This is a genomic window from Celeribacter sp. SCSIO 80838 (genome assembly GCF_056498065.1).
Genome location: NZ_JAZKMA010000001.1, coordinates 533,473 through 551,783, shown reverse-complemented (window position 1 = coordinate 551,783; position 18,311 = coordinate 533,473). Strand labels below are relative to the sequence as shown.

The window sequence follows — 18,311 nt, the reverse complement described above, 5'->3', positions numbered from 1 at the left end:
CCTCCACTGTTTGGGTCGCTGACAGGGCCTCCCAGCCCCTGCGACTCCTCCTCGTGACAGGGAGCTTACGCACATAAATCGTTTAGTCAAAATAAAAACGATAATTTTTTTGATGGAAGAAAATAAAGCTGATCCTCGACATTTCTGAGCGGCGGTGACATTGCTAGAGACAGCCGTAAATGACGCCAAACAAAATGAACCAGCCGCAAAACAACCCAAAAGTCGCTCAAATCGACGCTCCAAGCAAAAAGACCGCCATCGAGACCGTGCACGAGTTGATCCGTGAGCGTGTGATCTCCGGCGCACTTGCGCCCGGCGCACGCCTGCATGTCGACAAGCTGCGCCAGGAGTTCGGTGTGTCCACCTCGACCATGCGGGAGGCAATCTCACGCTTGCTGATCGACAATCTGGTGACCTCGGAACAGCAGCGCGGCTTTCGTGTCGCGCCCCTGTCGCTCAAGGATTTCCGCGACATCACGGATGCGCGCAAGCTGATCGAGGCGCAGGCCCTGCGCATTTCATTGCTGTACCGCACCGAGGAATGGGAGGCCGATCTGGTCGCCGCCTATCACCGCCTGTCGCGGATCGAAGAGCGTCTCATCGGTGAAGGTAAAAGCGAATATGCCCATGACTGGGACGAGTGGAATTCCAATTTCCACGATTGCCTCGTGCAGAATTGCGACAATGCCTGGCTGAAACGCTTTCGGAGCACCCTGCACCAGCATTCCTATCGCTATCACCGGCGTCTGATCGGCGACCGGACGCTGAGGCGCGATGTGCGCACGGAGCACAAGGCGATTTTCGATGCGGCCATCGCGGGTGACATTGAAGCCTGTGTCGCCCATATCGAGGCGCATATCGAGGAATCGTATTCCGGCCTCATCGAACAGCACGACCTGACGTAAAAGGGGCCCTAAGGGCCCCTTTCTTGATCTGTTCCTGAACTCAGGCGAACAGCCAGCCTTTCAGGGCCTTGGTCACCCGTGGCATGAAAAGATAGGTCATCAGCAGCACCTGAATGACCGCAATGGTCAGCGTCTTGACCCAATGCGGCCAACCCGGCACCAGCGGCAGGATGATGAGCTGCAAAGGATAGACCAGTACGAAAACCACGACGATCAGCACGATGGACATTTTCCAGCGCGGCGCATGTTTCGCCGCCGGAACCTCGGGTAGCTCAAACCAAGCCTCAAGACCTGTCACGCGTTTGCGCTCGCCTTCGCCCTCGACCATGTCGCCAAGCTTGCCGACCCAGTCTTCGCGGGTCTGGCTGTCTTCCCACGCCTGGCAATGCGCCCAGGAGTCGAACTTGTAGATCAACACATAACGCCCGTCGGTCGCGCCCGATGGCGTGAGGATGTTGACCCCCATATGACCGGGGAAATCGGAGGCGGCAGCGACAATCCCGTGCAGCCAGTCCTCATATTGCGGCTCGAACCCGGGCTTTACACGGCGCGAGATCGAGACGGTGACCGGGCCTTCCTGGCCCGGTTCCACGAGTGTTTCGGTCATGTCTCTAGTCTTTGGTGACGAACTTCTGTTTGCCCGCGACGCCCCAGTTTTCCTTGGGCACCTCACGGATGCAGACGCGTATGGCCTCGATCGGGGCGCCGATGGCCTCGACAGTGGCCTCCGTCACCTTTTCGATCAGCTTGGCTTTCATCTCCGGCGTGCGGCCTTCGACCAGTGTTACTTCGATAAACGGCATCTCAGGCTCCGACGTTGAAGGCGACCTGCCCCAGCGACTGCACCTCGAGCAGGATCGAGTCCCCCGGTGCGACGGCGAAGGCGGCGGTGGCCCCGCCTGCCAGCACGATGTCGCCCGGCTTGAGCTCTTCGTTCAGCTGCGCGACCATGCGCGCGGCCGACACCAGAGAGCGCACCGGATGGCCGAGGATCGCCGCCGAAGAGCCGATTTCCATGGCCCGGCCATTCTTCGACAGCACCATCCCGAGGTTCGAGATGTCCGTGTCGGGCGCGAACCAGTTCCCGAGGACGAAACCCGAGGACGAGGAGTTGTCCGCGATCACGTCGCCAAGGTCGAACTTGAAGGCGTTGTAACGGCTGTCGATGATCTCGATCGCACCGGCCACCGCGCCCACGGCATCCATCGCCTCAAGCATCGAGACCACGCCGGAAAGCGGTTTCTTCATCAGAAAGGCGATCTCCGGCTCGACCCGCGGATGAACGTAATCCGCCACCGAGATGGTCCCGCCTTCTTCTTCGCGCATCTCGTCGGTGAGACGGCCGATGATCACGTCCTCAACCCCCATCTGCACCATTTTCGCGCGCGAGGTCAGGCCCATCTTGAAGCCGATCCGCTTTTCGCCACGGGCGTAGCGACGCTGCATCGAAAGCGACTGCACCGCATAGGCCTCATCGACACCAAGCGCTCTGGTGTCGGAGAATTGCGGAATGCCCGTGGCGGTCCGTGCCGCCTCGTCCACGATTTCGGAAATTTTGACGATGTCGATCATGCTGCGGCCTCTTTCGCTTTGACCATGTCGAGGGCCACGTCGACGATCATGTCTTCCTGACCACCGACCATTTTGCGTTTGCCGAGTTCCACGAGGATCGCACGGGTGTCGAGCCCGTACATATCCGCAGCGCGTTCGGCGTGACGCAGGAAGGACGAATAGACGCCTGCATAGCCCAGCGTCATGGTTTCGCGGTCCACGCGCACCGGACGGTCCTGCAACGGACGGACGAGATCTTCGGCGGCGTCCTGCAATTTGAACACATCGCAGCCATGCTCCCAGCCGTAAAGATCGGCGACGGCGGCAAAGGCTTCGATCGGCGTGTTCCCGGCGCCAGCGCCCATGCCCGCAAGCGAGGCATCGACACGATACGCGCCATGCTCGACGGCGGTGACGGAGTTTGCCACGGACAGCGACAGGTTCTCGTGCATATGCGCGCCGATCTGGGTTTCCGGTTTCAGAGCGGCCTTGTAGGCCTCCATCCGGGCGGAGACGTCTTTCATCGTCAGACGGCCACCGGAGTCGGTGCAATAGACGCAATCCGCGCCGTAGCTTTCCATCAGCTTGGCCTGTTCCGCCAGTTTCTCCGGCGGGTTCATATGGGCCATCATCAGGAAGCCGGAGACATCCATACCCATCTCTTTCGCGGCGCGAATGTGTTGGGCGGCGACGTCGGCCTCGGTGCAGTGGGTCGCCACGCGGACCGAGGTCACACCGGCATCGAACGCCTTTTTCAAATCCTCAAGCGTGCCGATGCCCGGCACCAGAAGACAGGTGAGCTTGGCGTTCTTCACCACTTTTGCGGCCTCGGTGATCCATTCCACATCGGTGTGGCGGCCAAAGCCATAGTTGAAGGTCGAGCCCGCAACCCCGTCGCCATGGGTCACTTCGATCGCGTCGACACCGGCCTCGTCGAGGGCCTGCGCAATGGCGCGCACCTGGCCCAGATCGTACTGGTGACGCATGGCGTGCATACCGTCACGAAGCGTCACGTCCTGAATGTACAGCTTGGTCATCTTATGCGGCCTCCTGGACCCAATTGCGTTTGTGGACAAGGGCTTCGGCGGTTTTCATCGCCGCAGACGTCATGATGTCGAGATTGCCCGCATAGGCCGGCAGGTAGTGGGCCGCACCTTCGACTTCGAGGAAGATCGACACCTTCAGACCAGTGAATTTGCCGCCGCTTTCCGGGATGTTCAGCGGGTTGTTGTCACCGAAATGCTCGAACTGAATCTCCTGTTTGAGACGGTAGCCCGGCACATAGGTTTTCACCTCTTCGACCATGTCGAGGATGGATTTGCGGATCGCGTCCTGATCGGCTTCTTCGCAGAGGCAATAGACCGTATCGCGCATGATCACCGGCGGCTCGGCCGGGTTCAGGATGATGATCGCCTTGCCGCGTTTCGCGCCGCCGACGGCCTCGATGGCATGGGCGGTGGTTTCGGTAAACTCGTCAATATTGGCGCGCGTGCCGGGGCCTGCGGATTTCGACGACACGGAGGCCACGATTTCCCCGTAGATCACCGGAGAAACACGGTTCACGGCTGCGACCATCGGGATCGTCGCCTGGCCACCGCAGGTCACCATGTTGACGTTCATCTGATCGAGGTTGGCGTCGAGGTTCACCGGCGGAATGGTGTAGGGGCCGATGGCGGCGGGCGTCAGGTCGATGACCTGTTTGTCGTCGCGCTGAAGGATCTCGTTATGGCGCTTGTGTGCGCCTGCCGAGGTGGCGTCGAACACGATGCGGATGTCCTTGTAACAGGGCAGTTTGACCAAACCGTCGATGCCCTCATGGGTGGTCGCCACTTTCAGACGCGCGGCACGGGCCAGACCGTCAGAGTTCGGGTCGATCCCGACCATCGCGGCCATTTCCAGCACTTTGGAGTTGCGCATGATCTTGATCATGAGATCGGTGCCGATATTGCCCGACCCGATGATCGCACATTTGATCTTTTCCATTGTCTTATTCCTTTGCGAAAGCAGCTCGAACGGAACCCAGACCGTTGATACGGGCTTCAAAAACATCACCGGGTTCGGCGCTGACAAAGGGGCCAAGCGCCCCGGAGAGAATGACGTCGCCCGGTCCGAGCGGACGTCCGGCCTTGGCCATGGTCCGCGCCAGCCACAGCGACGCGTTGAGCGGCGAGCCCATGCAGGCAGCACCCGCACCGACGGACACCGGCTCGTTGTTGCGGGTCATCACCATGCCGCAGAGACGCGGATCGAAATCGCCGGGGCGTTTCGGGGTCTGGCCGAGGACATAAACCCCCGAAGAGGCGTTGTCGGCGATGGTGTCGGTGATGCGAATGTCCCAGTCCTTGACCCGCGATCCGACGATTTCGAGCGCCGGAACCACGTAGCCGATGGAAGCCATCAGATCGACCATGGTGATGTGTCCGCCGGTCAGCGGAGCGGCGACGACATAGGCGATCTCCGCTTCGACCTTCGGCTGTTGCACCGCCGACATCGGGATTTCTTCGCCGTCCATATATTCCATATCGGCAAAGAGCATGCCGTAATCCGGCTGATCGACGCCGAGCTGTTTTTGCACGGCGACCGAGGTCAGACCGATCTTGCGACCGGAGAGCACACGCTCTTCGCCCCCCAGCCAGCGCTTGGTGTTGATTTCCTGAACGGCATAGGCGGCGGCGACGTCGCCTTCGTCGAGAAGTCCCCGGATTGGCCCACCGGGCGTGCCGCTTTGCCAGGCCTGCCAAAGCTGATCTGCCGCCTTTTGGATATTTGCTTCGCTTGTCATTTACCTGTCCTTCAGAGTTTCACGCAGACGTTGGTCAGTTCGGAGTAGAACTCCAGCCCATGCACCCCGCCTTCGCGGCCAATGCCCGAATGTTTCGAACCGCCGAATGCCGTGCGCAGATCGCGCAGGAACCACGAGTTGACCCAGGCGAGACCCACGTCGATCCGACGCGCTACGCGGTGTGCCTTGGTCAGGTTCTCGGTCCAGATCGCGGTCGCCAGACCGTATTTCGTATCGTTCGCGAGCCGGATCACCTCTTCCTCGGTGTCGAACGGCGCGACGTGACAGACCGGGCCGAAAATCTCTTCCTTGATACAGCGCGCATCTTCCGAGAGGCCGGTAAAAATCGTCGGTTCGACCCAGGCGCCGCCTTTCAACTCATCGGGCATCTCGGGTTCACCACCGCCGATCACGACCGTCGCGCCTTCTTCCACGGCGAGTTTGTAATAGGACATCACCTTGGATTTATGTTCCTGCGAAATCAGCGGCCCCATGGAGGTCATCGGATCTTCGGACGGCCCGAGTTTCATCATCTCAACGCCCTGTTTCAGGCGCGCGACGAATTCGTCAAAGATCGGCCGTTCGACATAAACCCGCTCGGTGCCGAGGCAGACCTGACCGCAATTCGCAAAGGCCGAGCGCAGCGTACCTTCGATCGCCTTGTCCATATCCGCATCCGCGAACACGATCCCGGCGTTTTTGCCGCCGCATTCCATCGAGACCTGACGCAGACCCTTGGCGGCGGATTGCATGATGATCTCGCCGGTGCGGGTTTCGCCGGTGAATGTGATCGCATCCACATCTGGGTGCGCGGTCAAATAAGCGCCGGCGCTGTCCGGGCCGAAACCGTGCACCACGTTGAACACGCCTTTCGGGATGCCAACGGTGTTCATCACCTCGCCCAGAAGCGTGGTCGTGAGCGGGGTTTCCTCAGAAGGCTTCACAACGACCGTGTTGCCGGAAGCAAGCGCCGGACCGACTTTCCATGTCATCAGGAGAAGCGGCAGGTTCCACGGAGAAATCACAGCGATCACGCCTTTGGGCTTGCGCACGCCGTAGTTCACCGCACCGAACCCGTCGGGGGTGTCGAGCATGAAGCTCTCGGTCGGGACGTTCTTCACCAAATCGGCGAAGATTTTGAAGTTGGCGGCACCGCGCGGAATGTCGACATGGGAGGCAAGACCCTTGGGCTTGCCGGTGTCGAGAATTTCGGCTTCGAGGAAGTCGTCGAACCGGCGATTGATCTCGTCGGCGACGGCATGGAGCAACTCGGCCCGCTGCGCCATGGGCATATAGCCCCATTCCCCGTGCAGCGCGGCGCGCGCGGCCTTGACCGCCGCGTCCACCTCGGGCTGAAGGCCTTCGTGCACGATGCCGATCTTCTTACCGGTCACCGGCGAAATATTGTCGAAGGTCTTGCCCGACGTGCCGGGCGTAAACTCCCCGTTGATAAAATGCATCGCTTCTTGCGTGAAGGTCATAAGCCCGTCTCTCATCTCTCTCTATCCTCAGTCTTACTCAAGGCCGATGGCGGCCAGCCCGGCCCTTGCGCAGATGTCATCCTGTTCGGCGGATGCACCGGACACCCCGATGCCGCCGATCAGCTCGTTTTCCACGCGGATCGGCACCCCGCCCGGAAAGGCCGCGATATTCGGCTGACCGGTGATCCCCGCAAGCACGTCCGGTTCCCCGGACAGGGCCTTGTAGAAAACGCCGGTCGGAATGCCGAACCCCGCAGCGGTATAGGCTTTGTCCCGGGCGATCTGGCCCGAGGGCATAAAGGCCCCGTCCCCCCGCAGAAAGGCGATCTCTCGCCCGCCTGCGTCCACGACGCTCGCATTGACCGCCACGCCAAGCTCCTCGGCGCGGGTCACGGCAACCCGGACCGCTTCAAGCGCGGCCATGGCGGTCAGTTTCCGGGTGGGACGGGTCACTTCCATCTCTGCTCTCCTCAGGTCACGACGGACAGGAAAGCGTCGTTCAGCTGACGCTCATAGTAGAAGATCCCGCGGCCGACATGGTTGCCGTCCCAGACCCGCGTCGGGTGATCCTTGTAGGCGGTATAGCCGCCGCAGAAGACCTCGTTGCGGTTGCCCGAGGGATCGAAGAAATAGATCGTCTGGCCGCGGGTGATGCCGTGACGGGTCGGGCCGAGGTCGCGCGAAATGTCGTAGCGCGTCATCACGTCGGCGGCGTGACCGATGTCGTTCCAGTCTTCAAGGAAGAAGGCGACATGGTGCAGCTTGCCGGGTTCCGGGTGGTTCACGAAGGCGATGTCATGCGCCTTGTTCGACACGGTCATCCAGATCGCCAGCGTGCCATCGGGAAGGTCGACCCGTTCTGGGATGTGGAAATCGAGCACTTCGGTGAAGAACTTTTCGACTTCCGGCAGGTTCGGCCCGTAGAGCAGGCAGTGGTCGAGGCGCTGGGCGCGCATGCCGCGCGGCTCGTCCTTGTAGATGTAGGGGTTGTGGGTTTCCGGCGCCATGTCGGAAAGATCCATGTCCGCGTAGAGATCGATGCGGTGCCCCGACGGGATCATGAAGGAGATGCGCTTGCCGGTGCCCGGCATTTCACCCTCTTCCACATCCGTCACTTCGACGCCGTAATCTTCGATGCGCTTGCGGAACTCGTCCACGGACTCCTGACCGTCGGCCTTGAAGGCAAAGAAATCGATGCCCGCGCTGTCCGCCTCGCGCAGCACGACGGAATGGCGGTGGAATTCGTCATAGGCCTTCAGATAGACGCGACCATCGGCTTCCTGAGACACGAAATCGAGACCGATCCGGTCGCGGTAATGGGTGATGGCTTCGTCCATGTCCAGCACGCGGAGCTGGATGATACCCGGACGCAAAAGTCCTTCTTGAGACATAGGTTTTCCTCCTCTGACAACCTATAAACGTAACGATTATTCGCTTTTCTCTGCCGCACGGCGTGGCCCGAGAAAGGCGGGTTCAATTTCAAGATCGCTCAGCGGCGAGATGCGGCAGGCCAGCGCATAGCCTTCGGCGGCCTCGCCCTCCGTGACGTGGACGCGGCTCGATTTTTCGGCCGCATAGGTCCCTTGGGTCACCTTCACACGGCAGGCGCCACAGCCCCCTTTGCGACATCCGACCCGCACCGGGCGCGGGTTGGGAATATGAATTTGCTGTTCCATGGCCATCAGGACCTTTTGGTCCTCGGCGCATACGATGTCGGTCTCACATCCTTTGATACGGATGCTGTGCATGACCGAAAACGGACTTCCGTCTGGCATTGAATTTCTCCTCCTCGGCGCGTCCTCCACACGCCTCGTGGCCCAGATCATGGCGAGAATTAATCGTTGCTGTCAAATAAAAACGATATTTTTTTCTCGATTGACAAACGGACTCGGGATATCACCACATCACTCAGGCCCAATTTGACCACGGCAGAGCCCATGCAACTTGGCCTGAATGAGGAGGAGAGCCATGGATTTTTCTTTGAAATACAATGCAAAGCGGCTTGGGTGTCCGGCTTGCACGCCAGTGTGTCTCAAGGCGCGGACGCAGAGGGTTGGCCAAATTGACGCAGGGCTTTCCCTGCGCATGGGAGGGGACAAATGACAGAGGATTCTGCGCGGCATCTGATTCCGGGGGCTGCGGCTCCGGCGCTGCGGTTCGACACCTTCCGGCATGGTCTTTGCGACCTCGCAGAGGATGCGCCTCCGGGCGGAACGCTTGTGGCGTTTCACCGCGGGTCGCATTGCAAATGGTCCCGGCTGCAACTCAAGGAGCTTGATGACCGGATCGGCGATTTCGCCATCCGGGGGGTACGGGTCTTTGCCATAGGCTGTGAGACACAGGCCGAAACCACCGCGCTTCAGGAGAAAATGCAGCTGATCCGCCTGCCGCTTGGCTATGGTCTCGATCCGGTAAGCCTTGCACGGGACTGGGGTCTCCATATCACCCGCAACAGCTCCGAAGAGGGCGCACCGCAGATTCACATCGAACCGGCTCAGGTCTGGGTCAAGGCAGATGGCACCATCGGTCTCTCTACGGTTCAAAGCGGTCCCAGCCTCTGGCCCGACGCGACCAATCTGGTGCGGGCCATCGACAACACGATGAAATTCCCGGAGCGCGGGCAAGGGTGATTGCGGGTCAGGGGGCGACGCCCCTCTGACGTGCGACATCCTCAGCGCGGCGAAAAACTGATCTTCAGATCGAACGTGTAGCTCGGACGGGTCAAGCTTGCGGGGGCGGGCTTGAACTGTCCGACGCTTTGCACAGCGCGCAGAGCCGCCTGATCGAGCAGGCCATTGCCGGAGGAGCGCAGCACCGAAACGCCCGACAGCGCACCGTTGCGCGCAACGGAGATCCGCAACAGGACGCTGCCCTTTGCGCCCCGCGCCTCCGAAGGGTAGCGTTTTTTGCGTTCGATGGCGGCGCGCAGGGTGCTGCCCCAATTGCTCAGGTCGCGCTGGGCCCACCCCGGATCGACCGTCGCGGTCTGTGCCGTACCCGCCACACCTTGCGCGCCCATTCCACCTGTCCCCGCAGCCTTCTGACCGGTGGCCTCGGTGGATTGCTGGCTTTTCGGGGGCGCGGACGCTTTGGGCGGCTCGGGGCGCGGCGGCTGTTCCGGGGCCTCAGGCGCGTCGAACGGCTCTGTCGCCACGGTCGGGGGGCTGAGGTTCACCGCCATTTTCGGCGCTTCGAGCGGCAGGGGCGTCATGGCCGCAAGGTCTGGAGCGCTCTCCGTCGGTACGGGCGTCTCTTGCGCCGGGGCCGTGGCTTGCACCTCCGGGGGCGCAAAATCGTCCCATGTTTCGACAAGGCTTTCGAGCGCCGCCGAAGATGCGGTCAGACTGACAAGCTGGCTGCCGCCTTCGCCTTGCGACTGTTGCCCGCCCGCGTCAGGTGCCCAACCGAGCAATGCGGCATGCGCCGCGAGCGACAGGGTCAGAAAGCCGAGGATTTCCAACGCCCGGCTCATGGCTGTCCGCCCTCCGCTGTGCCACGGCCCACGGCCACCAGATTGACCTGCTCAAACCCTGCGGCGCCAAGCTCCGGCAAAAGCTCCGCGATCAGCCGCGCGGGGGCGTCCCGGTCGGCATGGAGCAGGAGCACCGGCGCGCAAGTGTCGCCGCCACAGTCCGTCAGGCTCTCAGAAAGCGCCACCATAAGACTTTGCCGCGCCTCGAACGCCACATCGAGATCGCGAAAGGCCAAACGACCGTCCGGGCCGAGATACAGCGAAAGATCGCCCTCGGCCTCCTGTGCATGGGCGACATCGGGCGGGTTTACGTCGATCGGCTCCGGCTGTTGCATCTCGCCTGCGATCAGAAAGAAGATCAGCAAGAGAAACACGACGTTGATCATCGGCAGAAGACCGACCGAAACGCGGCTTTTGGGGGGAGCGGCGAATTTCATGGCGCTACTCCATCACGATCAGCCGGGTGATCCCCGCGCCAGAGAGGCGATCCACCGTGTCGGCCAACTGCTGCAAATCGGCGTCATGCGTGCGCAGGATCACGGGGGAATCGGGCGACGGCATCAGAGGCCGCAGCCAGCCCGACAGGTGCTCGGCAAAGACCGGTTCGCCGTTCAGGCCGACCTCGCCATTGGCATAGAGATCGACGACGCGCGGCGGCCCGTCCCAGCTTGCGGCACCGTCCCCGCCCGCCGGATAGAGCGGCAGCACGCTTTGCGCCCCGAAGCGCGACACCAGCATGAAAAACACCAGCAAAAGGAACACCACGTCGATCATCGGCGTGAGGTCGGGACGGCGGGGTTTGCGCGGGTGCTCGAAGGTGAACATGATCAGCGCTCCGGTCGCGGGTCGCTCAACGGGACGAAGATGCGGGTGGTGATGTCTTCCATGTCATGGCGCAGCCCGTCGATCACCGTTTCGAACCATGTCAGCGCGACCTGCGCCGGGATCGCGACGGCCATGCCCGCTGCCGTGGTCAGCAGCGCCTCCCAGATGCCGCCCGCCAATTGCGCGGGATCGGCGCGTGCGCCTGCGGCCTGAAGCGCCTGAAACGCGGCGATCATGCCGAGAACCGTGCCCAGAAGGCCCAGAAGCGGCCCGATCGTCGCCGCGAGTTCCAGACCGCGCAGCCCGGTCGCGGCCCGTTTCAAAAGCCCGCGTGCGAGGCGTTCGACCTCTTCGCGCGCCAGTTCGTCCGGCAGATGTTCGGCGCCCTGCACCTCCATGGCACGATGCGCGAGCCGCGCCCGCAGGCTGCGACGCCCGGCCAGACGGCTGCGGGCGGTCCCGGTCTCGCCCCGTTGCCAAAGCGCGACGGCCTCCTCGGTGTGGCGCCCGCCCGACCAGATGCCGGAGCGCAAGAGGTCCCAGACTTTCCACAGGATCAGCGCCAGAGTGGCCACCGACAGGGCGGCAATGGCCCAGATCGCGGGGCCGCCGGAGATCAGGAAATCGAGAGTGTCAGAGGGCATCGAAGCCTCCCTTCGCATGAGAAAACGGGCGCACCCCGAAGAGGCGCGCCCGACAGGATCAGAATTGCACCTGCATCGTCAGGTAGATGTTCCGGCCCGGCTCGTTCATCGTCCCGGTCGACTCGCCCAATACGGTTTCCCGGTTCAGGTGATTGGCATAGGCTTTGTCGAAGACGTTATCGACGCCGCCCATCAACCAGACATTCTCGGCGATCTCATAGCTGCCGAACAGATCGAGCGTGGCATAGCCGGGGGTCTCGTCGGAATCGAGCACCGGATCGATCCGGTCCTGACCCAGAGCCCAGTTCACCCGCGCTCCCGCCTGCCAGAGATTGGCACCGTAAGTGGCGCTCAGCGATCCCATCAGCGGCGGGATCTGGCCCAGCGGTTTGTCGTCGCTCTCGTTCTCGCCATAGGTGTAGGTCATGTCGCCCGCGAAGGTCCAGGCGCCCGAGGTGACATGCCCGCCCAGTTCGACCCCTGCGATCAGCGCCGAGACATTGTCATAGGAGGTCACCGTGCCGACGGTCTGGCGCAGGATGTAATCGTCCACCTTGTCGACATAGGCCGTGGCGTTGAAACTCCAGTCGGTCTTGGCGATCTCGACGCCGAGATCGAACTGGGTGTGTTTCTCGGGTGCGATCTCCGGGTTCCCGGCCCAGATCGAGGTGCCGACCTGACGCGCCATGGCACGCTCGTTGGCATCCGCCGTGCGCACCGAACGCGACAGTCCGGTAAACAGCAGGGTCTCCGCATCGAGCCGATGTTCGAACCGCACCAGTCCGCCGAAATTGTCCTCGGTCACCGCGCCGTCATAGGTCACGCCGTAGACGGTGTTGTAAACGTCGTTCGGGGTGGCGGCACCGGGATAGGTGGCATTGCCATCCGCGTCACCGATGGTCGAGCGCACATGATCGTAGCGCAGCCCGAATTTCAGCGTGTTGACCTCGGAAAGCTTGGTCTCGGTCTCGGCATAAAACCCGGTCTGGGCGATGGTCACATCCGGCCACATCAGGGCGACAACCGTGCTCGGGTTTTCCGCCTCGATAGCCGGGATCATGCCGCGATAGGCATAGGCGACACGGTTGTTCGACTGGTAATCGACCCCGATTTTCGCCGTGGTCGCCCCGAAATCGAACTGGCCTTCGATCTTGCCGCCCATCGTGTCCGAGGTGGTCGGCACGCGCATGCCCATCGGCATCATGTTGGGACGCAGCGAATAGTTGTCCATGACGTGATCGACATTGCTGCTGTAGAGCACGCCTTCGATGCGGGTCAAAACGCCCATGTCGACATCCGTCCCGCCGCGCAGCCGGTAGGTCATGGTCTCGGAACTCGGGCTGTCCATGCCCGCGCCGCCGAACAGCGTGTCGAGCGCCTCGTCCTTTTCGATGTCGAGCGCAAGCTCGGTGCCATTGACGGCATAGCCAAGGGTCAGTCCGGCGCTTTTCTGAGTGAAGGCGCTGCGCACCTCATCGCCATTGCCGTCGTCGTAATTGTCTGCCTCTTTGCGCTCGCCCGAAAGCTCCGCATAGAACCCGTGGCCCAGATCGGCCGAGACCGTTCCGGCAATCGAGCGCCCGTTGCCATTGCTGTTCGCGCCCAGGATCAGATCGCCGGAGACCGGTTTGCCCTCTGTGAACTCGGGGGCGTTGCGCTCAAGCCGCACCGTGCCGCCGGAGCCGCCCGGGCCGCTCGTCACGCTGGCATAGCCGCGTTCGACGATGACCTCGTCGGCGCGATAAAACGATGCCATAGCGCTCGGCGGGTCCATACGGTTCGGACAACCGCCATAGGTGAAGCTGCCCGCGTCGATGACGTTGAGCTGGTTCTTCTGCATGCCGCGGATGATGATGTCGATGCCGTGGCCGCCCATACGGCTGCCGGAAACGCCCGGCACGGAGGACAGAAGCGCCCCGCCATCGAGACCGGCAGGCACCGGCAAAAGAGCGGGGTCGAAAGCGTAGCTTTGCGCGCCCTGGGTGACGGGCTGTTTATCTTCGACGGAGATCGGATCGAGGACGAGGTCTGCGTCCTGGGCATAGGCGAGTGTGGAAATGGTGCTCAGCAAAAGCGCGGTCGCGCCAAGGCGCACCGTGTGAAAGGTGGTCATATCTGTGTCCCTCTGGGATTTATGAATGTGTCAGATCGTTCCGGGACGGGATGTTCCGATCCCGGTCCCAAGGCCGTTTCGGGCCATATGAAAGCTCAGACAATCCGAGGGGGCGCGCGCGTCGTGCGGCTGAAATCGCGCTGGGCGATGTAGATTTGATGCGTGTCCGTGGGCGCAATCTCGGCCTTGTGGAGCCGACCTGCCGCTTCGGGCAAAAGGGTTTCGGCAACCAGAAAAGCCGCGCCGATCACGCAATAGGGACAGTCGGCCCCCTGCGATCCGTCACCGCTGGGAACTTCGCGGACCTCCCCGGTGGCGGTGTCGAAGACGAGGGTCGTGTTGCCGCCGGGTGTGCCGCAGAGTTGCAGCAAGATCTCGGTTTCGGACAGGGTGACGCCGCTTCGGGCATCGGGGCCGAAGGCGATGGAAACCTGAACCGCCAGAAGCGCAGCGAGACACATGGCCCAGAAGCCACGCAGAACCCGCATATTCAAGAAACCGTCCCCCATGATCTCCGTATGTTCGGAAGTCTACAAATTTGCAACTGTGAATTTGTTGCGCAGCTTGCGCACCGGTCTGCGCACTTATCGCGCGAGGCTGGCGGCAATCTGCCCGGCGAGCTGATCGACCGCGCGCCCCGAAGCCGCCGCGATCCCCGCAGGTGTGTCGGCGGCCAGAGGCACGGCGATGGCAAAGGGCACGATCCGCTCGCGCACCACCTGATCGAAGGAGGACACCGCGAACTGCCCTGCGAGATGCAGCTTGCCATCGGCGCGGCTGGCCATTTGCGACACGCGCACATCGACCTCGACCTGTGCCGGTTGCGCCAGTGGCCAGGGCTCGGCGGCGACCTGCGCGGTCGTGGTTGCGCTGAGCCGGTCGGCAAGCTGCTGGGTCATGGCGCGGGCCGGCGTGTCGGCCCAAAGCGCACCTTCGATCGGGGTCAGCGCCCCGTCCGCGCCTTCGCGCAGGATCAGATCGTCATTGGCATAGGCCGGAAGGGTGACCTGACGGATTTCCAGCGTCGCCACCCGAAGCGACACGCGCGAGACCTCCGTCACCGGCGCGCTCGCCATCAGATACCGAGGATCGGTGTCGCCACAGGCGGCGAGGCTGAGAAGCAGAAGGGGCAAAAGACGTGTCATGGCTTACCGTCCGAACAAGAGGGAATTGGGATTGCGCTCAAGTGTGCGCGCAAGGCTCGAAAGCGCCTGTGCCGCCGAGCGCAGCTCGCGCAGGGTATCAAGCGTATCGCGGTTGAAGCGGGAATTCTGACCGTAACCGGCCAGAACCCCTTCGGCCTCGCTCACCAGCCCGTCGATCCGCTCGGCGATCTGCGGCAGATCGGCCACGGCGGCCTCGACCGCCTCGGCGGCGCTGCGGGCGGAGGCCAGCGTGGCGTTGGTGTTCTCCACCGCGCCCCCTTCGCGCAGCTCGGCCAAGGCGGTGCGCGCCTCATCGAGTGCGCCGGTCAGGCTTTCAGGCAGTTTGCGGGTGCTGTCCTGATCTATGAGCTTGTCGGCCCCGTCCAGAAGCTGGGTCGCCATGGTCAGGAATTGCTCAAGCTCAAGAGAATTGGCCTTCTCCGTCAATTGGTTCAACCGGCTGACCAGATCCGGTACCCCGGCGATTTTTTCGTCGAATGCGTCGGCCACCTCGGTCACGGAGGTCGCGGCCTCGGAGGCGTCTTCGAGTGCTGTGACCAGCTTGGCGACCGCCTTGGCGGTGCGCAGATCCTCGGCGATGCCGCGCAATTCCTCGACGGCTTTGCGCAGCTCGCCGGGTAGGGCTTGCGCATCCGGGCCGCCGATCACGGCGCGCGCGTCGTCCATCAGCCCGACAAAAGCGTCAGGGGCCGCGCGCAGGTTCTCGTCGCCCGCAAGGCTCTCGATCGAGGCCAGCGTGGCGATGGCCTGTTCCATCAGCTTCTCGACCGGAAGGTCGTTGACCCGTTTCATCAGCCCCTCGGCGGTCGCGCCGGGATCGGGCAGGTCGGAGGTGACGGAAGGTAGAAGCGGTGCGGTCACCGCGAACACCCCGAGCGTGGCGGGGGCCGCGTCCGGCAATTCCGCAAGTTGCACCGCCAGAGACCGGCTGAAAATGCTTTGCGAGATCAAGCGCGCGCGCAGCCCGTCCTTTACGGCCCCGGCAAAGAACGCGATGGTTTCCGCAGGTGGCGTGTCTGGATCGAGGCCAAGACGGCTTGGGTCGATGGATATCGTGGCGCGCAGCACGACGGTCTGGCCCTCGGGCCCCTCCTCGATAAAGGCGCCAAGCGTCGAGACCGCGCCGATTTTCACCCCTTTATAGACGACGGGTGAACCGACGGTCAGCCCGGCAACGGATTGTTCGAACTCGACCGTCAGGTCGACCGGGTTCTCGATGGCCTCCTTGAACACGCTGGAGCGCGCTTCCTCCTCGTTCTCGTAGAGATCGAAAATCTGCCCCTGTGTGATCGGTTGTCCGCCGGAGAACACCGTGTCGAAAGACAGCCCGCCACGCAAAAGCCCGGCCACCGAGCCAACAGACAGATTAAGCCCGCCAGGCCCGATATTGACCGAAAAACCCGAGGTTTGCCAAAACCGCGTGGCCGTGGTCAGGCGTTTATCATGCGGCGCGTTGATAAAGGCGTCGACGACCACCCCCGTGCCGCTGTCGAGCAGGCGCGGGGCTTCGATCTTGCCGACCTCGATGCCTTGAAAATAGATCGGCGCACCGGCGGTCAGTTGGCCGCCATCAGCGGTGCGCAGGGTGACTTTCGTGCCTTCCATCCCCGGAAGAATCAACGGCGGGGTTTCCAGTCCGGTGAACAGCGTGGCCCCGGTTTCGGCCTTCCCCGGATCGAAAGCGGCCTGAATATAGACGCCCGAGAGCACGGTCGAGAGGCCGGAAATGCCGCTGGCCGAAACCTCGGGTCGCACCACCCAGAACTCGGCATCGGCAGGCAGGGCCTTGGCCACCGCCCGGTCGATCCGGGCACGGACGAGAACGGAGGTCAGATCGTCGGAGAAAGCCACGCTTTCGACCACGCCGACATCGACATCGCGATACCGGATCATGGTTTCGTCGGCGGTCACACCGGCGGCGTTCTCGAACAGGATTTCGATCGGTTGTCCGCGCTCGGCCCAGCTTTGCCACGCGATGAACAACGTGACGGCTAACGCGGCCAGAGGGACGAGCCAGACAAAGGACAGATTGCGCCAGAACGACTGTTTCGGGCCTTCGATCAGAGGTTCTGCAATCTGTGGCTCATCCAAGGGAGCGCTCCTTTTTCTTTTCTCGGGCCTCTGTCGCGCCAGCGTCCCAGATCAGCCTTGAATCGAAACTCAACGCGGCGAGCATCGTAAAGGCCACCGACATGGCAAAGCTCACCGCCGCGATCCCCGGCGAGATGGTGGCCGCGAAATCCAGCCGCACCAGGGACGACAGGATTGCCACCACGAATACGTCGATCATGGACCAGCGGCCAATGAATTCAACCACCTCGAAGAGGATATGCCGTTTGTGTGCCGAAAGTCGCACGCGATGCGAGACGCTGAGCGCGAGATAGGCAATGGCGATGAACTTGGCCACGGGGATGACGATGGAGGCAACGAAGACGATGATGGCGACGCCGTAATCGCCATGACGCATGAGCTCGACGACCCCACCGAGAATGGTGTTTTCCAACGTTTTGCCAAGCGAGGCGGTGCGCAGCATCGGATAGAGATTGGCGGGAATATAAACAACGAGCCCGGCGATCCACCATGCCCAGACCCGTTGCAGCGAGGCTTCGCTGCGCGGCGAGAGATGCGCGCCGCATCGGGTGCAGACCCGCGTGTCCAGCGGATGCACGCGCCCGCAATGGGTACAGCCGATCAGCCCCGCCTCGCGCGCGGTTACGATGTGCGTCGGGCGTCCAGCGTTTTCCAAACCGTCACTCTGCTCATGAAATTGTCTTTCAGCACGGTGACGATCACCAATGCGACGAAGGCCCAGAACGCCGGGCCGATGGAAATATGCGCAAGCCCCGCGACCTTGACCAAGGCGACCGCGACGCCGACGACGAAGACCTCCGCCATGGCCCAGGGCCTGAGCGCTTCGGCAAGGCGAAACACCGGGGCGGCAAAGCGCGCGGGGTGCCATCCAAAGGCCATCGGACCCAAGACATATAGAAGCGCCACAAACCGCGTCACCGGCAAAACCACGATCAGCGCCGCCATGGCGAGCGTCAAAGGTGCAGTCAGACCTGTCGAAAACGCCATCACCGTATCCAGAAGCGAACTGCGCCGCACCATGCCGGCGGCGCCCAACTCCAGAAAGGGAAAGAAGATCGCCGCGATCATCAGGATCAAAGCGGCCAAAGCCAGCATGATGATCCGCGTCATCGCCAGCGCCCGCGGCGCTTCGATCACCGCATGACAGCGCGGGCAGCGCAGCGTCTCGCCGAGCGCCACGTCCCGGTCGTGCAGCAGCGCGTCGCAGGACGGGCAGGCGATCACATCGTCGGGCAGGGGAGGCACAGGCACAACACTCATGCGGCCAGTGTATCGGGCCTT

Annotated in this window: 22 protein-coding genes; 2 read left to right on the top strand and 20 right to left on the bottom strand. The window is 62.5% G+C overall.

Translation table 11 applies throughout. The features are described 5' to 3' along the window. Positions 1-179: 179 nt before the first annotated feature. Positions 180-905, top strand: a complete 726-nt coding sequence (locus V1475_RS02640; protein ID WP_479411513.1) for a GntR family transcriptional regulator — start codon at positions 180-182, stop codon at positions 903-905. Between the two features lie 40 nt (positions 906-945). On the opposite strand, the gene V1475_RS02635 is transcribed toward V1475_RS02640, so the two are convergent. Genes V1475_RS02635 through V1475_RS02590 form a run of 10 tightly spaced genes read right to left on the bottom strand, consistent with a single transcriptional unit; the run spans position 946 to position 8,494 of the window. After that, the gene (locus V1475_RS02635) at positions 946-1,512 is read right to left on the bottom strand and encodes an antibiotic biosynthesis monooxygenase (RefSeq protein WP_479411512.1); all 567 of its coding nucleotides are present in this window, start codon (positions 1,510-1,512) and stop codon (positions 946-948) included. Positions 1,513-1,516: 4 nt separating this feature from the next. Further along, positions 1,517-1,708, bottom strand: a complete 192-nt coding sequence (locus V1475_RS02630; protein WP_434290032.1) for a 2-hydroxymuconate tautomerase — start codon at positions 1,706-1,708, stop codon at positions 1,517-1,519. A gap of 1 nt (position 1,709) precedes the next feature. After that, positions 1,710-2,477: a 2-keto-4-pentenoate hydratase gene (locus V1475_RS02625; protein WP_479411511.1), complete on the bottom strand. Its 768-nt coding sequence runs from the start codon at positions 2,475-2,477 to the stop codon at positions 1,710-1,712. Then, the gene (dmpG, locus tag V1475_RS02620) at positions 2,474-3,493 is read right to left on the bottom strand and encodes a 4-hydroxy-2-oxovalerate aldolase (RefSeq protein ID WP_479411510.1); all 1,020 of its coding nucleotides are present in this window, start codon (positions 3,491-3,493) and stop codon (positions 2,474-2,476) included. Before dmpG ends, V1475_RS02625 begins: the two co-directional genes overlap by 4 nt. Position 3,494: 1 nt before the next feature. Next, positions 3,495-4,439, bottom strand: a complete 945-nt coding sequence (locus V1475_RS02615) for an acetaldehyde dehydrogenase (acetylating) (protein ID WP_479411509.1) — start codon at positions 4,437-4,439, stop codon at positions 3,495-3,497. Between the two features lie 4 nt (positions 4,440-4,443). Continuing rightward, a complete protein-coding gene (locus V1475_RS02610; RefSeq protein ID WP_479411508.1) occupies positions 4,444-5,238 on the bottom strand; it encodes a 2-keto-4-pentenoate hydratase in 795 nt (264 codons plus the stop codon). A gap of 11 nt (positions 5,239-5,249) precedes the next feature. Then, positions 5,250-6,719: a 2-hydroxymuconic semialdehyde dehydrogenase gene (locus tag V1475_RS02605; RefSeq protein WP_479411507.1), complete on the bottom strand. Its 1,470-nt coding sequence runs from the start codon at positions 6,717-6,719 to the stop codon at positions 5,250-5,252. 33 nt (positions 6,720-6,752) lie between these two features. Continuing rightward, positions 6,753-7,178, bottom strand: a complete 426-nt coding sequence (locus V1475_RS02600) for a GlcG/HbpS family heme-binding protein (protein WP_479411506.1) — start codon at positions 7,176-7,178, stop codon at positions 6,753-6,755. 11 nt (positions 7,179-7,189) lie between these two features. Then, positions 7,190-8,110: a catechol 2,3-dioxygenase gene (locus V1475_RS02595; RefSeq protein WP_479411505.1), complete on the bottom strand. Its 921-nt coding sequence runs from the start codon at positions 8,108-8,110 to the stop codon at positions 7,190-7,192. 36 nt (positions 8,111-8,146) lie between these two features. Beyond that, positions 8,147-8,494 carry a 2Fe-2S iron-sulfur cluster-binding protein gene (locus tag V1475_RS02590; RefSeq protein ID WP_479411504.1) on the bottom strand — a complete coding sequence of 116 codons (348 nt, stop codon included), beginning with the start codon at positions 8,492-8,494 and terminating at the stop codon, positions 8,147-8,149. Positions 8,495-8,818: 324 nt separating this feature from the next. Here V1475_RS02590 and V1475_RS02585 point away from each other — a divergent pair, with 324 nt between their 5' ends. After that, entirely contained in the window at positions 8,819-9,349 is a 531-nt protein-coding gene (locus V1475_RS02585; RefSeq protein WP_479411503.1) for a redoxin domain-containing protein, read from the top strand. Between the two features lie 41 nt (positions 9,350-9,390). On the opposite strand, the gene V1475_RS02580 is transcribed toward V1475_RS02585, so the two are convergent. The 10 genes from V1475_RS02580 to V1475_RS02535 form a co-directional block, all read right to left on the bottom strand. Beyond that, entirely contained in the window at positions 9,391-10,191 is an 801-nt protein-coding gene (locus V1475_RS02580; protein WP_479411502.1) for an energy transducer TonB, read from the bottom strand. Further along, positions 10,188-10,628: an ExbD/TolR family protein gene (locus tag V1475_RS02575; RefSeq protein ID WP_479411501.1), complete on the bottom strand. Its 441-nt coding sequence runs from the start codon at positions 10,626-10,628 to the stop codon at positions 10,188-10,190. The genes V1475_RS02580 and V1475_RS02575 overlap by 4 nt, the downstream gene beginning before the upstream one ends. Before the next feature lie 4 nt (positions 10,629-10,632). Further along, positions 10,633-11,016: an ExbD/TolR family protein gene (locus V1475_RS02570; protein WP_479411500.1), complete on the bottom strand. Its 384-nt coding sequence runs from the start codon at positions 11,014-11,016 to the stop codon at positions 10,633-10,635. 2 nt (positions 11,017-11,018) lie between these two features. Then, positions 11,019-11,660, bottom strand: coding sequence for a MotA/TolQ/ExbB proton channel family protein (locus V1475_RS02565; protein ID WP_479411499.1), 642 nt, complete (start codon positions 11,658-11,660; stop codon positions 11,019-11,021). Between the two features lie 58 nt (positions 11,661-11,718). Continuing rightward, positions 11,719-13,773: a TonB-dependent receptor domain-containing protein gene (locus V1475_RS02560; protein WP_479411498.1), complete on the bottom strand. Its 2,055-nt coding sequence runs from the start codon at positions 13,771-13,773 to the stop codon at positions 11,719-11,721. A gap of 95 nt (positions 13,774-13,868) precedes the next feature. Then, positions 13,869-14,282, bottom strand: a complete 414-nt coding sequence (locus tag V1475_RS02555) for a hypothetical protein (RefSeq protein WP_479411497.1) — start codon at positions 14,280-14,282, stop codon at positions 13,869-13,871. Between the two features lie 75 nt (positions 14,283-14,357). Then, positions 14,358-14,918, bottom strand: coding sequence for a PqiC family protein (locus V1475_RS02550; RefSeq protein WP_479411496.1), 561 nt, complete (start codon positions 14,916-14,918; stop codon positions 14,358-14,360). Between the two features lie 3 nt (positions 14,919-14,921). After that, positions 14,922-17,030 (bottom strand): MlaD family protein, encoded by a 2,109-nt coding sequence (locus V1475_RS02545; protein ID WP_479411495.1) that lies wholly within the window; start codon positions 17,028-17,030, stop codon positions 14,922-14,924. Further along, positions 17,023-17,685: a paraquat-inducible protein A gene (locus tag V1475_RS02540; RefSeq protein WP_479411494.1), complete on the bottom strand. Its 663-nt coding sequence runs from the start codon at positions 17,683-17,685 to the stop codon at positions 17,023-17,025. The genes V1475_RS02545 and V1475_RS02540 overlap by 8 nt, the downstream gene beginning before the upstream one ends. Beyond that, positions 17,652-18,290, bottom strand: coding sequence for a paraquat-inducible protein A (locus V1475_RS02535; protein WP_479411493.1), 639 nt, complete (start codon positions 18,288-18,290; stop codon positions 17,652-17,654). Before V1475_RS02535 ends, V1475_RS02540 begins: the two co-directional genes overlap by 34 nt. Positions 18,291-18,311: the final 21 nt, after the last annotated feature.

Coding starts and splice junctions, on each gene's coding strand:
- V1475_RS02635 (WP_479411512.1), bottom strand. CDS start 1,512: ATGACCGAAACACTCGTGGAACCGGGCCAGGAAGGCCCGGTCACCGTC.
- V1475_RS02595 (WP_479411505.1), bottom strand. CDS start 8,110: ATGTCTCAAGAAGGACTTTTGCGTCCGGGTATCATCCAGCTCCGCGTG.
- V1475_RS02555 (WP_479411497.1), bottom strand. CDS start 14,282: ATGGGGGACGGTTTCTTGAATATGCGGGTTCTGCGTGGCTTCTGGGCC.
- V1475_RS02630 (WP_434290032.1), bottom strand. CDS start 1,708: ATGCCGTTTATCGAAGTAACACTGGTCGAAGGCCGCACGCCGGAGATG.
- V1475_RS02605 (WP_479411507.1), bottom strand. CDS start 6,719: ATGACCTTCACGCAAGAAGCGATGCATTTTATCAACGGGGAGTTTACG.
- V1475_RS02585 (WP_479411503.1), top strand. CDS start 8,819: ATGACAGAGGATTCTGCGCGGCATCTGATTCCGGGGGCTGCGGCTCCG.
- V1475_RS02610 (WP_479411508.1), bottom strand. CDS start 5,238: ATGACAAGCGAAGCAAATATCCAAAAGGCGGCAGATCAGCTTTGGCAG.
- V1475_RS02625 (WP_479411511.1), bottom strand. CDS start 2,477: ATGATCGACATCGTCAAAATTTCCGAAATCGTGGACGAGGCGGCACGG.
- V1475_RS02560 (WP_479411498.1), bottom strand. CDS start 13,773: ATGACCACCTTTCACACGGTGCGCCTTGGCGCGACCGCGCTTTTGCTG.
- V1475_RS02575 (WP_479411501.1), bottom strand. CDS start 10,628: ATGAAATTCGCCGCTCCCCCCAAAAGCCGCGTTTCGGTCGGTCTTCTG.
- V1475_RS02640 (WP_479411513.1), top strand. CDS start 180: ATGACGCCAAACAAAATGAACCAGCCGCAAAACAACCCAAAAGTCGCT.
- V1475_RS02615 (WP_479411509.1), bottom strand. CDS start 4,439: ATGGAAAAGATCAAATGTGCGATCATCGGGTCGGGCAATATCGGCACC.
- V1475_RS02580 (WP_479411502.1), bottom strand. CDS start 10,191: ATGAGCCGGGCGTTGGAAATCCTCGGCTTTCTGACCCTGTCGCTCGCG.
- V1475_RS02570 (WP_479411500.1), bottom strand. CDS start 11,016: ATGTTCACCTTCGAGCACCCGCGCAAACCCCGCCGTCCCGACCTCACG.
- V1475_RS02550 (WP_479411496.1), bottom strand. CDS start 14,918: ATGACACGTCTTTTGCCCCTTCTGCTTCTCAGCCTCGCCGCCTGTGGC.
- V1475_RS02600 (WP_479411506.1), bottom strand. CDS start 7,178: ATGGAAGTGACCCGTCCCACCCGGAAACTGACCGCCATGGCCGCGCTT.
- dmpG (WP_479411510.1), bottom strand. CDS start 3,493: ATGACCAAGCTGTACATTCAGGACGTGACGCTTCGTGACGGTATGCAC.
- V1475_RS02590 (WP_479411504.1), bottom strand. CDS start 8,494: ATGCCAGACGGAAGTCCGTTTTCGGTCATGCACAGCATCCGTATCAAA.
- V1475_RS02535 (WP_479411493.1), bottom strand. CDS start 18,290: ATGAGTGTTGTGCCTGTGCCTCCCCTGCCCGACGATGTGATCGCCTGC.
- V1475_RS02565 (WP_479411499.1), bottom strand. CDS start 11,660: ATGCCCTCTGACACTCTCGATTTCCTGATCTCCGGCGGCCCCGCGATC.